Source organism: Pseudidiomarina tainanensis (assembly GCF_004214835.1).
In the GTDB taxonomy this organism is placed as follows: domain Bacteria; phylum Pseudomonadota; class Gammaproteobacteria; order Enterobacterales; family Alteromonadaceae; genus Pseudidiomarina; species Pseudidiomarina tainanensis.
The window spans coordinates 1,722,725-1,743,948 of sequence record NZ_PIQJ01000001.1 but is presented as its reverse complement, the minus strand read 5'-3'; the positions used below and the strand labels follow the sequence as shown (position 1 = coordinate 1,743,948).

The following is a 21,224-nucleotide window of genomic DNA, read 5'->3' as shown; positions in this document are numbered from 1 at the left end:
GCGAGTAATCATTACTCGCGAATTTGCCCCGTTCCAGTGACCACAAATTTCTCAGTGGTAAGCGCTTGCAAACCCATTGGGCCATAAGCATGCAGCTTACTGGTAGAAATACCAATTTCAGCACCGAGACCCAATTGACCGCCATCACTAAAGCGCGATGAAGCATTTGCCATAGTGACTGCAGAATCCACTTCACGAATGAAACGGTCGGCTGCTTGTTTGTTTTCAGTCACAATAACTTCTGTATGACCGCTACCGAAGTTGTGAATGTGATCCAACGCTTGGTCGAAATCACCAACTGTTTTAACTGCAATTTCAAGTGCGAGATATTCTTCGCCAAATGCGTCATCAGCGATAACATCGGCATTTTCAAAATAGCTGGCCGAAGCTGCATCAGAGTGAATAATCACGTTCTTCTCCGCTAACGCTTTCGCAGCAGCTGGCAAAAATTTCGACGCAATCTCTTGATGAACGACTAATCCTTCCAGAGCATTACAGACACCTGTACGCTGCGTCTTGCCATTGAGCAAAATGTTTAAAGCTGTATCAACGTTTGCATCTTTATCAACGTAGAGATGACAAACGCCTTTGTAGTGCTGAATTACAGGGATCTTACTGTTATCGCTCACGAAATGAATCAAGCCTTCACCACCACGTGGAATGACGAGGTCGATGTATTTGTCCTGCTTTAGCAGTTCATTCATTAGCTCACGATCGGGCGATGGCACAACAGTAATGACATCTTCAGGTAACTCGCTTTCACGTAAAGCCTGGTGCAATGCCTCAGCAATTGCTTTACTGGTTTCGATAGCCTCGCGACCACAACGAAGGATCACAGCGTTACCAGACTTAAAGCATAGCGCTCCGGCATCTGCTGTAACATTCGGGCGCGCCTCATAGATCATGCAGATGACACCAAGCGGAATGCGCATTTTATCAACTTGAATGCCATTCGGTCGTGTTTCAAAATGGTGGCGTTCGCCAACCGGGTCAGCCAGTTCAATAATTTCTTCAATTGCAGTAGCCATGCCCTCAATACGTTCATCATCGAGCTGCAAGCGGTCTAACATTGCATCAGATAGACCTTTGTCTTTTCCTGCAACCATGTCCTTTTCGTTGACCGCTAAGATGTTACTTTTTGCGGCTCTGATGGCGTCGGCCATACGTTGCAATACTTGATTCTTCTTTGCTTCTGATAAGTTTGCAACGGCTCGCGCAGCAACCGCTGCACGTTTGGAAATTTGTTCTGCTAACTGAGTACTCATTCGTCCTCCAGTATCATTAAATCATTACTTTCGATTACTTCTGAAATTGGGCTATAACCATATGCTTCAGCGATTTCGCTGATGTCTTGCCCTTTGATATGCATGAGTTCGTGCGAGCTGTACTGGCAAATACCTTTACCAATAGCGTCTGCGGTACTGCCACATCGAATCACTACCGCGTCACCGCGATTGAAGTCGCCTTGAACGTCCACAATACCGCTGGTTGTAAGAGACTCGCCACGACTCAATGCCGCCGCCGATTCCTCATCAATAACAAGCTCACCTTGTGAAATTAATGTATGGCGTAACCAATGCTTCTTGTTACTCATTGGATCTTGCTGGCGCTTAAACAATGTTCCCGGATTCTGACCACGTAACATATGTTCGAAGGTTGCACCTTTGCGACCATTCACAATATAAGTGTCGATACCGTGTGACGTTGCTTTCTCGGCTGCCTCGATTTTGGTACGCATGCCACCGGTTGCAATCTTGTTGGTTGTACCACCGGCGAGTGCAAAAATTTCCTCGGTTATTTCATCTACCTGAGGAATTTTTTTCGCATCCGGCTTTACTCGCGGATCGGCGTCAAACAAACCGTCAATGTCTGAACAAATAAACAATGCATCGGCATCAACTAACGTCGCAACCATTGCGGCGAGATTATCATTATCGCCAACTTTCATTTCATCGGTCGCGAGCGCATCGTTCTCATTAACGATTGGTAATACATCGTGTTCTAACAATGTTCGAAGTGTGTTTCGAATGCTGACATAACGAGCTCTATCACGTAAGTCACCATGCGTCATAAGTACTTGAGCGCATGGGAAATCGAAAAAACGTGACCAATTCGCCATCATGTCGTTTTGTCCAACAGCTGCCATCGCTTTCTTAATGGTCACCGGGAGTTGATCGCCGTCAAAACTGATATGTTTTCTGCCGGCTGCAGCACTGCCCGATGAAACAAGGACTATTTCCTGTCCACGTTCATGACACTCAATAATAAATCGAGCGATAGCTAATAAATACTTACTGCTCGTTCCTGTATCGTCTGGTGCAATCAACGCACTGCCTACTTTTAGTACAGCACGTTGCCAGGAAGGCATCTCCATAACTTCTCCCTCTTGAAAAATTCGTATGTAGTCTAACAGATTTAAGGCTGTTTCTCTAGTTGACAGGGATAAGTGATGGAAATGCCCATTATATAAGGCATAAAATAAGGAAATAGGACTATTCTTGATGAATACTTTACTTTTTTTAAACATAAAAAAGCCCCGCTTAGCGGGGCTTTGAAGGATATTTATTTGGCGGGAGGGGTGTAACCTTCTATATCGACGTCTTTGCCCTCAAATAAGAATGCTTGCATTTGCTCTTCAAGAAACGTTCGAGCTTGCGGGTCCATGAGGTTTAAGCGCTTTTCGTTAATCAACATCGTCTGCTTTTTTTGCCACTCAGCCCATGCTTGTTTAGAAATGCTGTTGAAAATTTTCTCACCTAGTTCACCTGGGTAAAGTTGAAAATCTAACCCTTCAGCTTCTTTCTTTAGGTATTCACAATATACAGTACGGCTCATGACAACCCCATTTGATTTTAAATTTGTATCTTATTTTACGGCGTTGCAGTAAGCGAATGCAAACTTACATCATCGTTAAATACGTATATTTATGTAGGTAACGTATTAAGATATTTACGTATGGGTGTTGGTAATCCATAGCTTTCAATTTCATCTAAATGCACACGCGTAGCACCGTTTGGAATCGATTGCGCAAACACTGTTGCATCAAGCTTATAGTGAGAAAATACATGTTTAAATTTGCCGTGAATCGTAGCATTTTTGGGTGGCTCATCCGTTTCGGGCAGGCACCAGAGTCGTGGCCATATACCGTCAGCAGATCGCTGGACTAAAACAACGCCGTCGGAAGTTAAATCAAGCAAGAAATTTCCGCTACGCGTCGGTATTTTCGATTTCATCTTTTTCGTTGGCAAAATTTGTACACGATCGGTTGCATAGGCGTTACAACTTTCTTGTAACGGACATTCCTGACATGACGGCGCTCGAGGCGTACAAACTGTGGCACCCAGATCAAGCAGAGCTTGTGCATAACGTCGACTGTCAGTAACTGGTGTGTATTGTTCTGCTAACGACCAAATCGTCTTATTTGTCTTGGCCGAACTAATTTCACCCTCAATACCAAAGTAACGGCTAAACAACCGTTTGACGTTGCCATCTACTATGGCTGCCGGTTTATTGAATGCAAAGGCTGAAATTGCTCCTGCTGTGTATGGCCCAACCCCAGGTACCTCTCTGAGCTCGTCGACATTGTCAGGTAATTGTCCGGCAAACTCGTCAACCACATAACGCGCGGCTTTGTGTAGATTCCTGGCTCGTGAGTAATAACCGAGACCTTGCCATTGCGCCATCACCGCATCCTCTGACGCTGTCGCTAAATCTTCAATGGTGGGGAAGTGTTGCAACCAACGCTCAAAGTAGGGAATTACCGTAGCGACTTGTGTTTGCTGCAACATTAGCTCACTAACTAAGACTCGATACGGGGTGATATTTATCTGCCATGGGAGGTCATTGCGACCATACTGACGTTGCCAGTTTGTTACGGTTGCACTGAACTCAAGAGGGTTTAGAGGCGTACTTTTAGGTCTAAAAGTCTTATCAATCATGAATATTTTGTAAGTTAATGGTTAAAAAAGTCGCAAAAAAACGGTAAAGCCCCGTCGCGTCAGGCTTTTTTTCTATTTTTGTACTATAATGCAATCACGTTATTAAATCGGCCTATGAGAAAACATAAGGAGCATCTCATGAAACGGTTATCAATGGTATCTGCAGCTGTTATTTCTTCTTTAATCGCTGCACCAGTCATGGCATTCGAAGGCGATGAGCCGGGTAGTATTTATGTTGGGCCTCGTATTGGGGTATTTGGCACCGATTCAGACCGTCGGGTTATTGAAAATAATCAAGTACAATCATTCGGTGGTGGTTTTGATTCGCTCATGGGTGGTTTAGAAGTTGGTTATCAATTCACTCCAGAGTGGGGTTATCGCGTGTATTATGATTATTTGCGCGGTGATTTAGAAACTTCGAGCGATGATTCGACCGGCAGCGCCTATGGTGTAGATTTAATTTATAACTTCACCTCAAATGTATACGGTGCAATTGGTATTAACTCAACCGAGTTTAGCGATATCAAAAACCGTTTCGTGCGCGTTGGTGCAGGTTATAAAGAGTTTTTAAACGATAATTGGGCAATCTCCTTTGAAGGAGCCGTGCAACAGAGCGATGGTGACTTAACTGAATTCATGCTAATGACCGGTTTGCGTTACTACTTTGGTGGTTCAACTGCATCAACCTATACCAAACCAGAGCCTGCTCCGGCACCAGAACCAGCCCCTGCGCCAGTTGCTCCAGTAGCAAAAGACTCTGATGGCGACGGCGTCAATGATGACATGGACAAGTGTCCAAATACTCAAGCTGGTTACAAAGTCGATGCAGAAGGCTGTGTTATGTATGCAAATGAGACAGTAACTCGTGAGTTAGTGGTAACTTTTGCGTTAAATTCAGACGAAATTCCAGCTTCGCAGAAATCTGATATTGCAGACACAGCTGAGTTCTTGAAAGAGTATCCACAGCTAACCGTGGTTATCGAAGGTCATACCGATGACACTGGTGCTGCAACATATAACCAGCAGTTGTCTGAGCGTCGTGCGAAATCGGTTGGTAATAGTTTGATCAACGATTTCGGTATTGCAGCTTCTCGAGTAACAACAGAAGGTTACGGCGAGAGTCGTCCGAAGTATCCGAATAATTCAGCGGAAAATCGCGCGAAGAACCGTCGTATCGAAGCTGTTATGTCAGTGACTAAACAGGTTCCTGTTCAAGAATAATTCAACGATTATTCTACTTTTAAAGGCACGCCAAACTTGCGTTTGGCGTGCCTTTTTGCATAATGAGCGCCGCAAATTTAAACTTTTAAGATTCACTTGATCGCGCATTAACACACAGAGGCACCATGAGCTCAGAGAATTTAGAAAAGGCCCAAGCTGAAGGAAAGTACATTCGGAAAATCCGCAGTTTTGTTAAGCGTGAAGGTCGTTTAACCAAAGGTCAGGCTGCCGCTCTTGAACGAAGCTGGCCAACCATGGGGTTAACGCACGATCAAGGATTGCTTGATTTAACCGATGTGTTTGGTCGTCAAGCCCCCACAGTATTGGAAATTGGCTTTGGTATGGGCAAATCGCTGGTTGCCATGGCCGCCGCCGCACCAGAAAAAAACTTCATTGGTATTGAAGTGCATCGACCAGGTGTCGGCGCTTGTCTAATGGACGCCGAAGAAGCTGGCTTAACCAACTTGCGTGTTTTTGAGCATGATGCCGTGGAAGTGCTCGAAGATTGTATTGCTGACGGTAGCTTGTCGACTGTACAAGTTTATTTTCCAGATCCGTGGCATAAGAAGCGTCATCATAAACGCCGTTTAATTCAGCCTGAGTTTGTTGAGCTATTACGCCGCAAGTTGGCTATCGGTGGCATCATTCATCTGGCAACCGATTGGGAGAATTATGCCGAGCATATGTTAGAAGTGATGAATTCTGCGAAGCAATGGCGTAATTTGTCAGAAACGAATACTTATATTCCGAGACCATCGGAGCGGCCATTGACTAAGTTTGAGCAACGTGGCGAGCGCTTGGGACACGGTGTGTGGGATTTGAAATTTGAACGGGTAGAATAACCCGTTCAAATCTATACGAGTAAGTCGAGAACACTATTAAGAAAGCGTCGTCCTAGCGGTGTCGTTTCCCAATAATCCACCTGATCAATCACCAGCTGTTTCGCGATGGCGTCAGTGAGGAGTGCATCCGCCACTGAGCTTGATAAGCCGGTTAAGTCTTCAAATGACGATTTTGGTACCGGTTCTAATAAGCGGAAGTAATTCATAAAAAACTCGAACGGACGCTCATCTGCGTCCACGAGCCACTCTTTATAACGTAGCGCTCGGGTAAGATCGAGATAACCTTGTGGATGCTTTATTTTTTCGCAACGAACAATTTCACCAGCTGCGGGTAAGGTAATTTTGCTGTGCGCACCGCAACCAATGCCAAGATAATCGCCAAACATCCAATAGTTGCGATTATGTTTACTCTGGTGCCCGATTTTTGCATAGGCGCTAACTTCATACTGCTGATAACCCGCGGCAACTAATTTGTCATGTCCGTGTTCTTGTATGCGCCATAACTCATCATCTTCTGGGAGTTGCGGTGGGCGGCTAGCAAATGCCGTATTTGGTTCTATGGTCAGCTGATACCAAGAAATATGAGGTGGGTTCAGCGCAATAACACCATCCAAATCTGCCATTGCATCCGCTAGAGATTGACCCGGCAGGCCGTGCATCAAATCAAGATTATAACTAGTTAAGTTTAATTTCGAAGCATGCTCGGCGGCGACGATTGCTTGTTGCGGATCGTGTATTCGACCTAGCGCTTGGAGCTGCTCGTTTTGCAAACTTTGTACGCCTATTGATAATCGCGTGATGCCTGCGTCGACAAATCCTGAAAAGCGCTCTGTTTCAAAGGTACCTGGATTTGCTTCTAAGGTGATCTCACAGTCAGGCTGCAGGGGAATTAACGCACTGATGCCATCCAAGAGTTGTTTGATACTGCTGGCGCTAAACAGGCTTGGTGTGCCACCACCGATAAAAATGCTTGAGAGACTGCGTCCTTGAACCCAACCTAAGTCAGCTCGTAAGTCATCCAGTAATCGGGCAACATAAATTGCCTCGGGAATATCATGTTTTAAAGCATGTGAATTAAAGTCACAATATGGACACTTTTGAATGCACCAAGGTATGTGGACATACAAAGATAGCGGCGGCAATTTGAGGTGGCTCATAGGGACGCCTGTAGTTGCTTAACGAACTGGCGTAAAGCTTGCCCACGGTGGCTGAGTTGTTGTTTTTGAGCTGTGCTAAGTTGTGCTGCCGTACAATTTAGTTCGGGTATCCAAAATACTGGGTCATAACCGAAACCTTGTTCGCCTTGCGGTGTTGTCGCAATCATCCCATCCCATCGTCCATGACAGATAATTGGCGTCGGGTCGTTAGCATGACGCAAATAGGCAAGAACACAGTGAAAGCTTGCTTGGCGTTGTTCTGGTGCGGTGTCTTTTAGTGTATCTAACAACTTTTCGATATTATCCTGATCATTGCATTCAGGCCCAGCATAACGGGCAGAGTAGATACCGGGAGCTCCTTGCAACGCGTTAACGGCTAGCCCTGAATCATCAGCTAAAGCTGGCAAACCGGTATGCTGTGCAGCATGTCGCGCCTTGAGGATTGCATTTTCGATGAAGGTCAATCCGGTTTCTTCGGCCTCGGCAAAATGCCATGCAGACTGAGGTCTGACGTTCCAACCAAACGGCTGTAACAGCGCCTCCAATTCAACGACTTTGCCTTTGTTACCAGTAGCTAAAACCAATTCTTGCATGAATTTTTCACCCGAATTTTATATTTGCCTGTTATTATACGGGTCATAAGCATTGTGACCAAGGAGAGAAAATTTGACCAGCATTACTGGAATCATGCTGTTGATGGGTTCACTGCTGCTAATTAGTATTTTAGCAGCTGTTGTTTCTAATCGACTCGGTGCCCCCTTGCTTCTAACTTTTCTGGTTGTAGGAATGTTAGCAGGTGAAGAGGGCGTGCTTGGCATTGAATTTAGTAATCCAGAGCTGGCTTTTTTCATTGGTTCGCTAGCGCTCGTCATTATTCTCTTTGACGGGGGCATGCGCACGCACAAAGAGCGTTTTCGAGTTGCTCTGTGGCCAGCGATTAGTCTCGCTACTGTTGGTGTAGCTTTAACTTGCGCATTAACAGCTTCAGGGGTTGTATGGCTGTTTGACTTACCATGGCCAACTGCATTGCTGATTGGTGCTATTCTCAGTTCGACCGACGCGGCTGCGGTATTCAGTATTTTTCAATCGCAAAATCTGCGCATCAAACAACGGGTTGCTTCAACACTTGAAATTGAATCAGGTACTAACGATCCGATGGCGATTATTCTAACCATGACGCTGACTTCGATTATTGCGTCGGCAGAGAGTTTCTCGATAGGTTGGGTGAGTCTTGATATTGTTCAACAGGTTGTCTTTGGATATTTTGCCGGCTGGGTTGGTGGTAGAGCATTCGTTTGGATTGCGCAAAAAATCTCCGTTCAGTTTTCCTTTTTCCCTTTATTAGCGGCGGCATCAGCTGTGGTTATTTTTGCCATGACATCGGGTATAGGTGGTAGTGGCTACCTTGCTGTTTATTTGATGGGCTACAAAATTGGCAACTCACGATTACCGCAATTACCTCACATTTTGCAGGTACAAGACGGTCTCGCGTGGCTGAGTCAAATCATGATGTTCTTAATACTGGGGTTGTTGGTAACGCCTTCGCACTTAATGGAGTATTGGACTTTGTCACTCAGTGTCGCGGTGTTAATGATATTTGTCGCGCGGCCGTTAGCAGTATTAATTAGTCTCATCCCTTTTGTATTTCCGTGGCGCGAACAAGTGTTCATTAGCTGGGTTGGGTTACGCGGCGCGGTACCCATTATTTTGGCGCTCTATCCATGGTTAACTGGGGTTCCTAACCAAGAGCTTTATTTTGATATTGCTTTTATGGTGGTCATGGTCTCGCTGATTGTGCAGGGCTGGTCACTTGCGCCGATGGCACGCTGGCTAGGTCTCGAAGTTCCGGCTCCGGCCGAGCCAGATAGACGGATGCCGTTAGATCGCGTTGGCAGTAAAGATCCGATGGAAGTCTGGGCTTATCAAATTAGTGAGCGCTCACCGGCTTGTGATCATCATTGGGATGAATTGCGTTGGAATGTTGACGTTGAGTTTGTCGGCATTATTCGTGATGGTGAGTGGTTACTGCCGAAAAGTCAGCCCGTTTTGCAAGAGTCTGATACCGTGATTGTTGTTGCGAAACTCAAACATGTCGATGCCATAAGTCGTGTACTTGCCGCTGGTGGTAAACCCACTGAATTGCAGAGTAGCCAATTCTTTGGTGATTTCACTTTGCGTGGCGAATTAATGTTGAAAGACGTTGCTAGCTTTTATCCAGTCGGTGATCTCGATAGTAGACTACTCGGTATGTCCATACATGAGTACTTCACGGAGAGATTCCATCGTCGCGTGGTCATTGGTGACCAATTACAACTTGAGCGAGTCATATTAACGGTGCGAGACGTTACTGACGATGGCTTTATCAAGCAAGTAGGTGTGAAACTGCTAGAAGAAAAGACCAACTAATTAGTTGGCCCAAAACTCTTTATGAAAACGCAATTCTTGCGTCTGGTCACCTTGTTTAATTGTGATAAAAAACCGCAATGTTTCAAGATTAGAGAAGCGGGTTTGAGCTAGATAATACACCGCTTCACCCTCAATAACTTCATTGAAGTCTAGCGTTTGTTGTTGGCTCAATGGGTTCATCACATAGCCTGAAATCTCTACCTGTTGCGCCGGTTTTCCTGGCGCCGTGGCATCAAGCACCGAAATATTCAAGGTGGCTAACGTTGCACTTCGCGATAGCCCATACTGAGCCGCCATTTCAGGGCGCAACAAAGTTGAATTGAAGGCATTGTAGTGTACTTCCCAAGCGCCTAACCGCTTACTTTGTTCTGCTTGAAGATCGTTACTGCCCAAGCCAATCAGAAAAATTGTGAAAACAGTAATGAAAATCTGCTTCATAATCCCATTCCTAAACCAAACAGATTACCCAACAATATGCGGATAAATTGAATCGCAACAATCAATACTAGTACGGATAAGTCAAGGCCGCCAATGGGCGGAATAATGCGACGAATCGGTGCCAAGAATGGTTGGGTTAATTGCTCAATCATTGCCATCATCGGATTATAACCGCGGTTAAACCAGCTCATAATTGCCATAATGATAACTAACCAAAAGAGCAATGACAGAAACTGAAATAGCACAACGGCTAACCCCATCAGCAAGGTGTCGCTGAACATTGGTGTCATACCGGCGGCGATGTTGGAAAGGATAAGGATTTTACCAATACCAACCAGATAGGCCAGAACCATCGTCGCAATATCCCACTGGCCGACCATTGGTAAAAAGCTCCGCAACGGTTTTACAATCGGGTTTGTTACTTTCACGACAAACTGACTCATTGGGTTAAAGTAATCAGCCCGTGCAGCCTGCATCCAAATGCGGAGCAACACAACGATTAGGAATAAATCAAAGACAATCTCAACCAAAAAGCGTAATGCGTTCATAAAGCTTCTCTAGATAAATGAATTAAAACAGTTTAGCCATTTCTTGGTTACGTTGCACTGCTGCCTTTACGGCTTGTCCCGAAATGTCATCAATATCTGCGGCTTGATAAACTTCAATGCCTTTCGCAGTTGAACCACCCTTACTGGTCACCTGTTTACGTAACTCTTCGAGCTCTAACTTGCTGGCGATAGCCATTTCAGCTGCACCCAATGCGGTTTGTTGCACCATTTGACGTGCTTTGTCACGGTCGAATCCGAGCGCTGTTGCTGCTTTCTGTAAACTCGCCATAAACTCGAAAAAGTATGCAGGACCGCTGCCTGCAACCGCACCGAGAATATCTAATTCATCTTCGTCAGCGACCCACAGAGTGGCGCCAACACCATCAAAAGCGTCGGTTATAAATGCTTTGTCAGCTTCGGATACACGGTCATCCGCAACGAGGCCTGACATACCTTTGCCCACGAGCGATGGTGTATTCGGCATCACCCGAATCATACGAATGTTTTCGCCTAAATATTGACGATATTTTTCGATTCGAATACCGGCAGCGATAGTGACGATTAACTTTTTGTCTAGATTTGCAACTTGTTGCTTCAGGGTGGCACAAACATCCGCCATGAGCTGAGGCTTGACTGACAGCACAATCACATCTGCAGCTTCAGCGACGACTTGGTTGTCTTGGCTAGTATGTACTTGCAAGGTGGTTTTTAGCTTGTCGAGTTTTTCTGGACTCGGATTGCTGACATAAATGTGATCACTTGGGTAGCCACTTTTGACCATGCCTCCGACAATACTTTGAGTCATATTCCCGGCGCCGATAAAGGCGATTTTACGAGGCGAAGTTGTCATGCAAGGTCTCCTGTATTTTTGGGTGTTTGGGCACGAGCGCCAAATATTGCGGTGCCAATTCGAATCATAGTGGCTCCCGCTGCGATAGCGTATGGCCAGTCACCGCTCATGCCCATTGATAAGGTATCCACTTGTTTATATTGGGACTGTAAGTCTAAAAACAACCGCTGCATTGCGGCAAAGCTTGCTCCGGAGTCACTTGGATTCGATTGCGCGGCAGGTATTGTCATTAATCCGCGCAATTGTAATTGTGGGAAATTGCTAATAGTCGCTGCAAGCTCATTGATTTCGGAGGGCGCTACACCAGCTTTTGATTGCTCATCATCGATATTCACCTGAATAAGTACATTTAACGGTGGTAAATGTGCGGGTCGTTGCTCCGCTAAGCGGCGAGCAATTTTGACGCGATCGACGCTATGAACCCATGCGAAATTCTCAGCGATATCACGTGTCTTATTAGACTGAATAGGACCAATAAAATGCCAGGTAATGTCGTATTCCGACAATTGCATAATCTTTGCAATTGCCTCTTGTACATAGTTTTCGCCGAAGTCGTGGTGGCCGGCGGCATAGGCCGAGACGATATCTGATGCGGGTTTAGTTTTACTTACCGCAATTAATTTTACCCGATTTGGCACGATTTCATGCTGCTCACAAACGCGAGCAATTTCATTACGGACTTCTTTTATGCGTTCAGCTATGCTATTCATCAATTGCTAAAACTCACTTACAAGAGGCTGTTATATGGATATCACTGAGTTACTCAGTTTCGCTGTTAAACATAAATCGTCAGACTTACATTTATCAGCTGATTCGCCTCCTATGATACGGGTAGACGGTGACGTTCGTAAAATAAATATCCCTGCGCTTAGCCATAAGCAGGTGCAGGAGCTGGTTTACGACATCATGAATGATCGCCAGCGTAAAGAATACGAACAAAACTTAGAATGCGATTTTTCATTTGAAGTTCCTGACTTAGCGCGCTTCCGGGTTAACGCCTTTGTGCAGAACCGTGGTGCTGGCGCTGTATTTCGGACTATCCCGAGTGAAGTACTCACACTAGAGCAACTGGGCGCTCCAGAAATTTTCAAAACTATTTCAGACAACCCGCGTGGTTTGGTGTTGGTCACCGGGCCGACCGGTTCAGGTAAATCAACCACGTTAGCGGCGATGATCGATTACATCAATGAAAGTAAATATCATCATATTCTGACCATTGAAGATCCAATCGAATTTGTGCACAAGAACAAGCGTAGCCTGATCAACCAACGTGAAGTGCATCGTGACACCCATAGTTTTAATAATGCATTGCGCTCAGCATTGCGTGAAGACCCTGACGTCATCCTCGTGGGTGAGATGCGTGACCTTGAAACCATTCGACTGGCGATGACCGCCGCGGAAACGGGTCACTTAGTATTTGGTACGCTCCATACCACGTCTGCACCAAAAACTATTGACCGTATTGTTGACGTATTTCCCGGCGATGAGAAGCCGATGATTCGCTCGATGCTTTCAGAGTCACTGCGTGCCGTCATTTCGCAAACACTATTGAAAAAAGTTGGCGGTGGCCGTGTCGCCGCGCACGAAATTATGATTGCGACCTCTGCGATTAAAAACTTGATTCGCGAAGATAAGATCGCACAAATGTATTCATCGATTCAAACCGGTGCAGCGCATGGGATGCAAACACTCGATCAATGCTTGCAGAACCTGCTGAACCAAGGCCTCGTTTCTCGTGCTGACGCAAAAGCAAAAGCCGCGAATAAGGACTCTTTCTAACCATGGTTTTAGATAAATTATTAAAAATAATGGTGGAGCGAAATAGCTCGGATCTATTTATTTCAGCGGGCTTGCCACCGAGTGCAAAAATTAATGGTGAATTAACCCCATTAACTGAACAAAAACTCAGTGATAACGCGGCTTTAGCAATTGTAAAAGAAGCTCTTGGCGATAAACATCTGAAAGAATTCATGGATGAGAAAGAGTCAAATTTTGCGATTTTTAGAGAGGGAATTGGGCGTTTCCGAGTCAGCGCGTTTTGGCAGCGTCAACGTGCTGGCATGGTCGTGCGTCGAATCGTCACTGAAATTCCGACGGTTGAAGAGCTTAAATTACCAGAAGTATTGACGAAGTTAATCATGAACAAGCGCGGCTTGATGTTGGTTGTTGGTGGCACTGGCACCGGTAAATCAACCACGTTGGCAGCATTGATAGGGTATCGCAATCAAAACTCCAAAGGTCACATTTTAACGATTGAAGACCCGGTTGAATTTGTTCATGAACATGCCAAGTCAATGGTGACGCAGCGCGAGGTGGGTAGCGATACCGAATCGTTTGAAGCGGCTTTAAAAAGCTCATTACGGCAAGCGCCAGACGTGATTCTTGTGGGTGAGATTCGTTCGCAAGAAACAATGGAGTACGCACTTACTTTCGCTGAAACGGGTCACTTGTGTGTCGCCACATTGCACGCCAATAACGCCAACCAAGCCATTGAACGAATCATGCACATGGTTCCGAAAGAGAAAATTGGTAAATTGATGTTCGATCTTTCGTTGAACTTGCGTGGCATTGTGGCGCAACAGCTTATTCCGACCATTGATGGTGGCCGAGTTGCGGCAATCGAAATTTTACTCAATAGCCCAATTGTTGCAGAAAAAATCGCAACCAACGATATGGGTGAAATTAAAGAAATTATGGCGAAATCACGCGAACTCGGCATGCAAACTTTTGACCAAGCGTTGTTTGATCTCTACAAAGCTGGCCGCATCAGTTATGACGAAGCATTACGTCATGCCGATGCGCCGAATGATCTACGTTTGCGTATAAAACTAAGTGGCGATAGTAATGCCAGCGACGATGATAGCGCGTTGCAAGGAGCAACGGTCGATCTCGACTGACTTTGACGAAAATCTGGGGTAAACTGTGCGCCGCTTTTTACACCAGATTTTTGAGGCTTAACATGCGTGTGCTTGGAATAGAAACGTCCTGTGATGAAACCGGTATTGCAATCTATGATACCGACCAAGGTTTATTAGCACACCAGTTATATTCGCAGGTTAAACTACACGCTGATTACGGTGGCGTGGTGCCAGAATTGGCGTCACGCGACCATGTCCGCAAAACGCTTCCGCTAATTCAAAAAGCGCTCACTGACGCAAATTTATCAGCTGATGATATTGATGGTGTTGCTTATACCGCAGGACCAGGGCTTGTCGGTGCTTTGTTAGTCGGCTCATGTATTGGCCGTAGTCTGGCATTCGGTTGGAATATTCCAGCAATCGCGGTTCACCACATGGAAGGACATTTGCTCGCACCGATGTTAGAGGATAACCCGCCGGCATTTCCGTTTGTCGCTTTGTTAGTCTCGGGTGGACATACACAACTCGTGCAGGTTGATGGCATCGGTAAATACACCTTGTTGGGCGAGTCTGTTGATGATGCCGCTGGCGAAGCTTTCGATAAAACTGCGAAATTGATGGGACTTGATTACCCAGGCGGACCGCGACTTGCTAAAATGGCCGAGCAAGGTTTGCCAAACAAGTACAAGTTCCCGCGTCCAATGACCGACCGCCCTGGGTTAGATTTTTCTTTCAGCGGTTTAAAAACTTTTGCAGCAAATACGATTGCCGCTACCGACGGTTCACCGCAACAACTTGCCGATGTGGCGCGCGCATTTCAGGATGCTGTTGTTGATACTTTAGTGATTAAATGTCGTCGTGCTTTGGAACAGACTGGCTTAAAAAGGTTGGTGGTTGCTGGAGGGGTGAGTGCGAATAAACATTTACGCGAGCAGCTAGCTGAATTTGCCGATCGTATTGGCGGCCAAGTATTCTTTCCACGCCCAGAATTTTGTACTGATAATGGCGCCATGATCGCATTTGCTGGCGCGCAACGCTTATTAGCTGGCGAGCGAACTGATATTGCTGTGAAAACTTTCCCTCGCTGGCCACTGGCAGAACTCTCGGAACCGAGTGGCTCGTAATCGATTAATCGTTTCGGCGAGTTCGTTGTTCTTGGCCGCTGCGTAAACGAACAATATTCGATTGGTGACGCCACATGATTAACACCGAAATCATGATGACTGGAACTGTATACTGAGGTTTTATCCAAAACGCATAAAACGGTGCCAAACTTACCGTTACTAGTGCCGCCATTGATGACACTCGACTGATTCTAAATACCACCAGCCAAGTCGCAATCAACAGCAATGCCATTTCCCATGCAACTGGAAACATTGCGCCCAGCGCTGTTGCTACTGCTTTACCGCCGCGAAAATGGAAGTAAAGTGGAAAAATATGCCCAAGACAGGCTGCAACAGCGATGATTCCGAGGTAGAAGGGCTCTATTCCAAGAAAATATGAGCCCCATACCGGAATCATACCTTTTAGAACATCAAACCATAATGTTAACGCTGCTGGAAGTTTCCCACCTAAGCGATAAACATTGGTAGCACCGGGATTGTTGGAACCAGACGTGCGGGGATCGGGTAAACCGAATAAGCGACAAATCAGAACAGCACTGCTAATAGAGCCGAACAAATAGGCTGAAATAATCGCTAATATTATCAGGGCACCCATAGCTGACTCACTTAAGTTGACGACAGAGTTTTGCCGTTTGCTTCTGGTTCGCTTTCCGTTACTATGCAAACCCATAGCATAAGTGCTTTAGCGTTGAATTTCTATTGATACGGACTCTTCCATGGATAAAGTTTTTATTGAGGGCTTAGTCGTCGATGCATTTATTGGCGTCTACGATTGGGAACACGAGCAAACACAACCATTAATATTAGATTTGGAAATGGATTGGGACAATCGTAAAGCAGCTTTGTCAGAGCAACTTCAAGATGCATTAGATTATGATGCCTTGAGCCAAGCCATTATTCAGCTAATTCAGGCGCGTCCGCGTGCTCTTATCGAAACCGTCGCCGAAGAAATAGCGACCTTGGTGCTTGAAAAGTTTCATGCGCCACGTGTTCGAGTAAAAGTGAGCAAACCCCAGGCAGTTGCCGCCGCTCGTCAAACAGCTGTTGAAATTATCAGGCTAGCGCAGTGAGTTGGGTTTGGTTTGGTATCGGCAGTAATCGTGACCGCGAGCATTTTATTAAAGCGGGCATTTGTGCGTTGCATGACACTTTTGCAAGTGAGCAGCGGCCGCTGTTCGTATCACGGGTATTTGAAAGCGATTCTGTAGGTTTTACAGGTAGTCGTTTTTATAATCTGGTTGCCTGTGTAGAGACCGACCTTTCGATTAATGAAATTCAGACAATCTGTAAGACCATAGAGAAAGCTCATGGCCATGATGGTAGTGCAACCCGATTTAGTCCCCGCACCCTCGATATTGACATGCTGATGTACGATACTGTGGTTAGCGCTGCACCAGTGCAATTGCCACGCGCCGAAATTTTAACCAACGCGTTTGTGTTATGGCCGCTAGCTGAATTGAGCCCGGACGTGCGTCATCCGATTACCAATAAAACATTTACCGAACATTGGTCAAATTATTCTGGTGAACAAAAACTAGAGCCGATATCCTTAGCGTTTGAACCGCTACCTTACCTTATTATTGACCATTCACATTAGAAGGACGTTTGTACTGTGAGCATTTGGGAAGCTATCATTCTTGCTTTAATTCAAGGGTTTACCGAGTTTCTACCGATATCTAGCTCGGCACATCTTATTTTGCCTTCGCAGTTATTTGGTTGGGAAGATCAAGGGTTAGCTTTTGATGTTGCAGTGCACGTAGGTACCTTATTAGCGGTCATGTTGTATTTCCGTCAAGAAGTAGGGCAGCTATTGGTCAACTGGTTTGGGAGTTTGCGTGGACAACATAATGCGCATAGTCGTCTCGCTTGGTTGATTATCTGGGGAACTATCCCCGCCGGACTAGCCGGCTTGCTGGGCAATGATTTAATCGAAAATTTTGCGCGGTCGGCGTTGGTTATTGCAACCAGCACTGTCGCATTTGGGTTATTGCTTTGGTACGCCGATGTGCGTGCGTCACAGCAGCAAACTATTGAACAATTGTCGTTAAAACAAGTATTGATTATTGGCGCCGCGCAAGCACTCGCGCTGATTCCAGGTACCTCGCGTTCAGGCATCACCATGACTGCAGGCATGATGCTGGGCTTGACAAAAACCGACGCAGCGCGGTTTAGTTTCCTGCTGTCCATTCCGATTATTATTATGGCCGGTGGTTATCAAGGCATGAAATTAGTGCAACAACCAGAAGCGGTTGCATGGTCAGCAATTTTCCTTGGTGTTGTCGCATCTTTTATTGCAGCTTATGTTTGTATTCACGTGTTTTTGCAGGTGATTAGCCGCATGGGCATGCTACCTTTCGTCATCTATCGATTAGCACTTGGCGCTGTGTTATTCGCTTTCTTTATTTAGAGTTAGGTTATTAAGTTTGCGACCAGCAATGGCGCATTGCGGTTAACCGTGCTGCGCTTACTGCCTCGCCAATGGCGGGGCCTTTGAGTTCATTACCATTTTGTTGAGCAGTAGCAATCACATCACCAGCCTTAACCTGCTGCGCTTGTGCGAATGCTCGTTGCACTCGCTCAATATCAGCCTGCACCATACCGAGCGCTTGCCATATAAAAAGCAACTCATGGACAATGTTTGGGCGTCGCCAGCCGTCAACCTTACTAATGGCATGAAATGCCCATGACGCGTCGACTTTTTCTGTCTTTTTCCAGTTCAGTTTTCGAGCCGCCATCGCAATATCGGCATAGTTATTAGGAACTTTTAGTCGTTCGTGGAGCTTGGCAAGTTCAGTAACTGACAATGAGTAACAACTGAGTGCCCAAGCTAATGAGGGAGTAGCAGCTGTTTCCACTTCGGCTATGTAAGATTTGAGCTGGTTAATATTAATGTTGGATTTTAACTCGTGATACCAAGGCTCAAATGCCTCACTTTGTTGTAATACCTGCCAAAAAACGTGCGGCGAACCCGTCGCCATAGCTTTTTCAGTTTCCCGCCAAACGCGTTCCGCCGCGAGTGTTTTGAGCTCCCCACTATGACTGATTTTGCGCATCAGTTGTAATGTATCAGAAGCAACGGTAAAGCCATCGCTTGCAAAGCGAGCAGCGAAGCGGGCGACACGTAATATTCTTAGCGGATCTTCCGCAAAAGCTGAAGACACATGGCGTAGTGTTTTAGCTTTGAGATCATTAACGCCACCATAGGGGTCAATGAGCTTGCCATCTGCAGATTGTGCAATAGCATTAATAGTTAAATCGCGACGGATTAAATCATCCTCTAAGGTAACGTCGGGGGCGGCATAAATTGTAAAGCCAGTGTAGCCTGCTCCAGATTTACGTTCGGTGCGGGCAAGAGCATATTCTTCGCCAGTTTGCGGGTGCAAAAATACCGGAAAGTCTTTGCCGACTTGGCGGAAACCTTGCGCAAGCATATCTTCTGGGCGCGCGCCTACTACCACGTAGTCGCGTTCATGAACGAACTTACCTAAGAGTTGATCACGCACTGCGCCACCGACGAGATAAACTTCCACATTTGCTCCTTTTGCTTTTTAATGATCATCGCGAATCACTAGCTCTGATGCAAGCGAGTCGTTACACTGTTTCATACTATAACTATTAATGCAGCGAAGTTGCCATGTATCTCAATTATTTTGGATTGCACACCGAGCCATTCTCAATTGCACCCGATCCACAATTCTTATATCTCAGTGAGCGCCATCAAGAAGCGCTCGCACATCTCAGTTATGGTTTGCAAGGTAGCGGCGGTTTTATCTTACTGACCGGCGAAGTCGGCACCGGGAAAACGACCGTTTCGCGTGCACTATTAGAACAACTTCCGGAGCAAACCCGTACCGCATTCATCTTAAACCCAATGTTGAACTCAGATGAATTGCTGGCAACGCTTTGCGATGAGTTTGGTATTGAGTACAACAAAAGCCAGGTAACAGCGAAGCAACTAACCGATAAACTCAGCCAATTTTTACTCGAGGCTCATGCGCAAAATCAACAGTGTGTGGTGTTAATTGATGAAGCGCAGCATTTGCAACCACAGGTACTTGAGCAACTAAGGCTACTGACGAATTTAGAAACGAATCAGCACAAATTGCTGCGGGTTATACTAATTGGTCAACCGGAATTACAAGATTTATTGCGCCGGCGCGAATTACGTCAGCTAGCGCAGCGTATAACGGCTCGTTATCACCTGTTACCGCTGCAATTGGCTGATTCTGAACGCTACATTAATTATCGGTTACAGGTAGCCGGCGCGCAGCGCGGATTATTTGACAAGAAAGCTATTAAAAAAGTCCATCAGGCAAGTGAAGGCATTCCGCGTCGATTAAACTTACTTTGTGACCGCGCTTTGCTTGCGGCTTATAACGAGCAACTGCCGGTAGTATCGGTGCGTCATATTCAAATTGCCACGAACGAATTAGACGGTCCAGTACCGCAGCATAGAGCTCGTGGTCAGTTCGGTTGGCTACAGTTATTAGCGGCTTGTGTTGTGATTGCGGGATTAACTGGATTAGGAAACTGGTATTGGCGCCAGGTTGAAACGCCACAATCAATGGCTGTGTCGACGCCGACGAATAAATCGGGAATTGAGTTGTTGGCACAGGCTTGGAGACTTCCGAATCCACCGCAGCAACAAGCTTTTTGTGAATGGATCCAGTCGTTTGAATTACTTTGCCTAGGCGGGAGTGCGCGTCTCGATCAAATTCTTATCCCGGAAATCCCAGCGCTGTTGACGTTACAAGATGGCGCGTATCAGTTGGTAAACGATAAAGCCGCTACACCAAATAGTGATTGGACAGGTGAGTTCGTGATTGTGATTGCGCAGCCGCCAGGCTATTTCGACGGTGATGCTGAAGAGGAACAGTCCGTGTATCAACAATGGCTGGCGCAGCAGTTACTCAAGCATGGTGCTGATCGACGCGAGGAAGTCACCGCGCAAATTCGACATGTGCAGCAGCAAGCTGGTGTGAAAGTCACGGGTCAACTGGATGCACTAACATTGGCATGGTTGAGTGCTAATGACACGACATCAGGTCCGCGCTTAGCTGATACTCAAATTTTGGAGGGGCGTTAATGTCTTCCGTACTTAAAGCGTTGCGCAATCAACAGTCGCCGCTGTTGCAGCAACCGGGGTCGATCGCTCTGCAGTCTGCGCAACAAGGCACCGGTATTCTGATAAAATTATTTATTGCGGTGGCGGTCATTTTCATCGCTGGCGTTTCGGGGTGGTTAATTAGTCAGCAATTGATGAATAACGCTTCCGGCACGCATTCGGCAGTATCACAAGATGAACAACCAGTAACGGCGCCAGCGCAATATCAGCTCGGCTCTGTGGTCGCTATTATTCAGCCCAATTGGCGTATTGAGAGAGAAGTAGAGCCTGAAGTGACAGAGCAATCTGGCGAAGAATTAATCAGTGCAGCAGAACAGCAAGCCGACAGCTCGGTCGTGAACGATAATCAAGCGATTGACCTCAATCAAATTTCTCCCGAAATGCTCAGTGCGTTCGAAAGCGCATTAGGGGAACAGGGAGAAAATTTAAGTGTGGTGCCAACGCTGGCGCAATTAAACCCTAGCTTTCAGCGTTCAATTCCAAGCTTTAGCTACGATGGGCACCAATATTCCTCCCGTCCTAACTCGCGTTGGATTGAGTTTAGTGGCATCCGCTTATTTGAAGGCGAAAGTTATCAAGGTTTGACAATCTTAGCTATCGCACCTGCACACGTGGTGCTGTCAAAAAATGATCAAGCTTTTCAGCAACCCGCCTTAGAAGACTGGACAAAGCCATAACGAATCTGTTATTAAAACACCTGTTTAAATCTACTGTTTG

General features: G+C 46.1%; 23 protein-coding genes. 11 read left to right on the top strand and 12 right to left on the bottom strand.

Annotation, left to right across the window (positions count from 1 at the left end):
- Positions 1-11 precede the first annotated feature (11 nt).
- From CWI82_RS08505 to mutY, 4 genes are all read right to left on the bottom strand, one after another.
- Positions 12-1,265: a glutamate-5-semialdehyde dehydrogenase gene (locus CWI82_RS08505; RefSeq protein ID WP_130203160.1), complete on the bottom strand. Its 1,254-nt coding sequence runs from the start codon at positions 1,263-1,265 to the stop codon at positions 12-14.
- Positions 1,262-2,374 (bottom strand): glutamate 5-kinase, encoded by a 1,113-nt coding sequence (gene proB, locus CWI82_RS08500; protein WP_092854097.1) that lies wholly within the window; start codon positions 2,372-2,374, stop codon positions 1,262-1,264. Before proB ends, CWI82_RS08505 begins: the two co-directional genes overlap by 4 nt.
- Positions 2,375-2,562: 188 nt before the next feature.
- Positions 2,563-2,835, bottom strand: coding sequence for an oxidative damage protection protein (locus CWI82_RS08495; protein ID WP_092854099.1), 273 nt, complete (start codon positions 2,833-2,835; stop codon positions 2,563-2,565).
- 89 nt (positions 2,836-2,924) lie between these two features.
- Entirely contained in the window at positions 2,925-3,938 is a 1,014-nt protein-coding gene (mutY, locus tag CWI82_RS08490; protein WP_130203159.1) for an A/G-specific adenine glycosylase, read from the bottom strand.
- A 138-nt stretch (positions 3,939-4,076) separates the two neighbouring features.
- On the opposite strand from mutY, the gene CWI82_RS08485 reads away from it, so the two are divergent.
- A complete protein-coding gene (locus CWI82_RS08485; protein ID WP_165383900.1) occupies positions 4,077-5,159 on the top strand; it encodes an OmpA family protein in 1,083 nt (360 codons plus the stop codon).
- Between the two features lie 125 nt (positions 5,160-5,284).
- Positions 5,285-6,001: a tRNA (guanosine(46)-N7)-methyltransferase TrmB gene (gene trmB, locus CWI82_RS08480; protein WP_092854105.1), complete on the top strand. Its 717-nt coding sequence runs from the start codon at positions 5,285-5,287 to the stop codon at positions 5,999-6,001.
- An 11-nt stretch (positions 6,002-6,012) separates the two neighbouring features.
- Here trmB and hemW read toward each other — a convergent pair whose 3' ends face one another.
- Both hemW and rdgB read right to left on the bottom strand, forming a co-directional pair.
- Positions 6,013-7,158, bottom strand: coding sequence for a radical SAM family heme chaperone HemW (gene hemW / locus CWI82_RS08475; RefSeq protein ID WP_130203157.1), 1,146 nt, complete (start codon positions 7,156-7,158; stop codon positions 6,013-6,015).
- Positions 7,155-7,751, bottom strand: coding sequence for an RdgB/HAM1 family non-canonical purine NTP pyrophosphatase (gene rdgB / locus CWI82_RS08470; RefSeq protein ID WP_092854109.1), 597 nt, complete (start codon positions 7,749-7,751; stop codon positions 7,155-7,157). The genes hemW and rdgB overlap by 4 nt, the downstream gene beginning before the upstream one ends.
- A gap of 73 nt (positions 7,752-7,824) precedes the next feature.
- Here rdgB and CWI82_RS08465 point away from each other — a divergent pair, with 73 nt between their 5' ends.
- Positions 7,825-9,564 carry a potassium/proton antiporter gene (locus CWI82_RS08465; RefSeq protein WP_325049928.1) on the top strand — a complete coding sequence of 580 codons (1,740 nt, stop codon included), beginning with the start codon at positions 7,825-7,827 and terminating at the stop codon, positions 9,562-9,564.
- On the opposite strand, the gene CWI82_RS08460 is transcribed toward CWI82_RS08465, so the two are convergent.
- The 4 genes from CWI82_RS08460 to CWI82_RS08445 are packed head-to-tail and all read right to left on the bottom strand — an operon-like array spanning position 9,565 to position 12,110.
- Entirely contained in the window at positions 9,565-10,002 is a 438-nt protein-coding gene (locus CWI82_RS08460; protein WP_092854113.1) for a DUF4426 domain-containing protein, read from the bottom strand.
- Positions 9,999-10,550 (bottom strand): YggT family protein, encoded by a 552-nt coding sequence (locus tag CWI82_RS08455; RefSeq protein ID WP_092854115.1) that lies wholly within the window; start codon positions 10,548-10,550, stop codon positions 9,999-10,001. The genes CWI82_RS08460 and CWI82_RS08455 overlap by 4 nt, the downstream gene beginning before the upstream one ends.
- A 22-nt stretch (positions 10,551-10,572) precedes the next feature.
- A complete protein-coding gene (gene proC, locus CWI82_RS08450) occupies positions 10,573-11,400 on the bottom strand; it encodes a pyrroline-5-carboxylate reductase (protein ID WP_092854117.1) in 828 nt (275 codons plus the stop codon).
- A complete protein-coding gene (locus CWI82_RS08445; RefSeq protein WP_092854119.1) occupies positions 11,397-12,110 on the bottom strand; it encodes a YggS family pyridoxal phosphate-dependent enzyme in 714 nt (237 codons plus the stop codon). Before CWI82_RS08445 ends, proC begins: the two co-directional genes overlap by 4 nt.
- A 34-nt stretch (positions 12,111-12,144) precedes the next feature.
- Here CWI82_RS08445 and CWI82_RS08440 point away from each other — a divergent pair, with 34 nt between their 5' ends.
- The 3 genes from CWI82_RS08440 (at position 12,145) to tsaD (ending at position 15,382) form a co-directional block, all read left to right on the top strand.
- Positions 12,145-13,179: a type IV pilus twitching motility protein PilT gene (locus tag CWI82_RS08440; protein WP_130203156.1), complete on the top strand. Its 1,035-nt coding sequence runs from the start codon at positions 12,145-12,147 to the stop codon at positions 13,177-13,179.
- Positions 13,180-13,181: 2 nt separating this feature from the next.
- Positions 13,182-14,297 (top strand): PilT/PilU family type 4a pilus ATPase, encoded by a 1,116-nt coding sequence (locus CWI82_RS08435; RefSeq protein ID WP_092854123.1) that lies wholly within the window; start codon positions 13,182-13,184, stop codon positions 14,295-14,297.
- A 62-nt stretch (positions 14,298-14,359) separates the two neighbouring features.
- Positions 14,360-15,382, top strand: coding sequence for a tRNA (adenosine(37)-N6)-threonylcarbamoyltransferase complex transferase subunit TsaD (tsaD, locus tag CWI82_RS08430; RefSeq protein WP_130203155.1), 1,023 nt, complete (start codon positions 14,360-14,362; stop codon positions 15,380-15,382).
- A 4-nt stretch (positions 15,383-15,386) separates the two neighbouring features.
- Here tsaD and plsY read toward each other — a convergent pair whose 3' ends face one another.
- Positions 15,387-15,977, bottom strand: coding sequence for a glycerol-3-phosphate 1-O-acyltransferase PlsY (plsY, locus tag CWI82_RS08425; protein ID WP_092854127.1), 591 nt, complete (start codon positions 15,975-15,977; stop codon positions 15,387-15,389).
- 121 nt (positions 15,978-16,098) lie between these two features.
- On the opposite strand from plsY, the gene folB reads away from it, so the two are divergent.
- The 3 genes from folB to CWI82_RS08410 are packed head-to-tail and all read left to right on the top strand — an operon-like array spanning position 16,099 to position 17,789.
- The gene (gene folB / locus CWI82_RS08420) at positions 16,099-16,452 is read left to right on the top strand and encodes a dihydroneopterin aldolase (RefSeq protein WP_092854129.1); all 354 of its coding nucleotides are present in this window, start codon (positions 16,099-16,101) and stop codon (positions 16,450-16,452) included.
- Positions 16,449-16,979 carry a 2-amino-4-hydroxy-6-hydroxymethyldihydropteridine diphosphokinase gene (folK, locus tag CWI82_RS08415; protein ID WP_092854131.1) on the top strand — a complete coding sequence of 177 codons (531 nt, stop codon included), beginning with the start codon at positions 16,449-16,451 and terminating at the stop codon, positions 16,977-16,979. The genes folB and folK overlap by 4 nt, the downstream gene beginning before the upstream one ends.
- Before the next feature lie 15 nt (positions 16,980-16,994).
- Positions 16,995-17,789 carry an undecaprenyl-diphosphate phosphatase gene (locus tag CWI82_RS08410; RefSeq protein ID WP_130203154.1) on the top strand — a complete coding sequence of 265 codons (795 nt, stop codon included), beginning with the start codon at positions 16,995-16,997 and terminating at the stop codon, positions 17,787-17,789.
- Between the two features lie 10 nt (positions 17,790-17,799).
- Here CWI82_RS08410 and CWI82_RS08405 read toward each other — a convergent pair whose 3' ends face one another.
- Positions 17,800-18,912, bottom strand: coding sequence for a hypothetical protein (locus tag CWI82_RS08405; protein ID WP_130203153.1), 1,113 nt, complete (start codon positions 18,910-18,912; stop codon positions 17,800-17,802).
- 104 nt (positions 18,913-19,016) lie between these two features.
- Here CWI82_RS08405 and CWI82_RS08400 point away from each other — a divergent pair, with 104 nt between their 5' ends.
- Together CWI82_RS08400 and CWI82_RS08395 are read left to right on the top strand one after the other, a co-directional pair.
- Entirely contained in the window at positions 19,017-20,468 is a 1,452-nt protein-coding gene (locus tag CWI82_RS08400) for an ExeA family protein (RefSeq protein ID WP_092854137.1), read from the top strand.
- The gene (locus CWI82_RS08395) at positions 20,468-21,184 is read left to right on the top strand and encodes a general secretion pathway protein GspB (protein WP_130203152.1); all 717 of its coding nucleotides are present in this window, start codon (positions 20,468-20,470) and stop codon (positions 21,182-21,184) included. Before CWI82_RS08400 ends, CWI82_RS08395 begins: the two co-directional genes overlap by 1 nt.
- Positions 21,185-21,224: the final 40 nt, after the last annotated feature.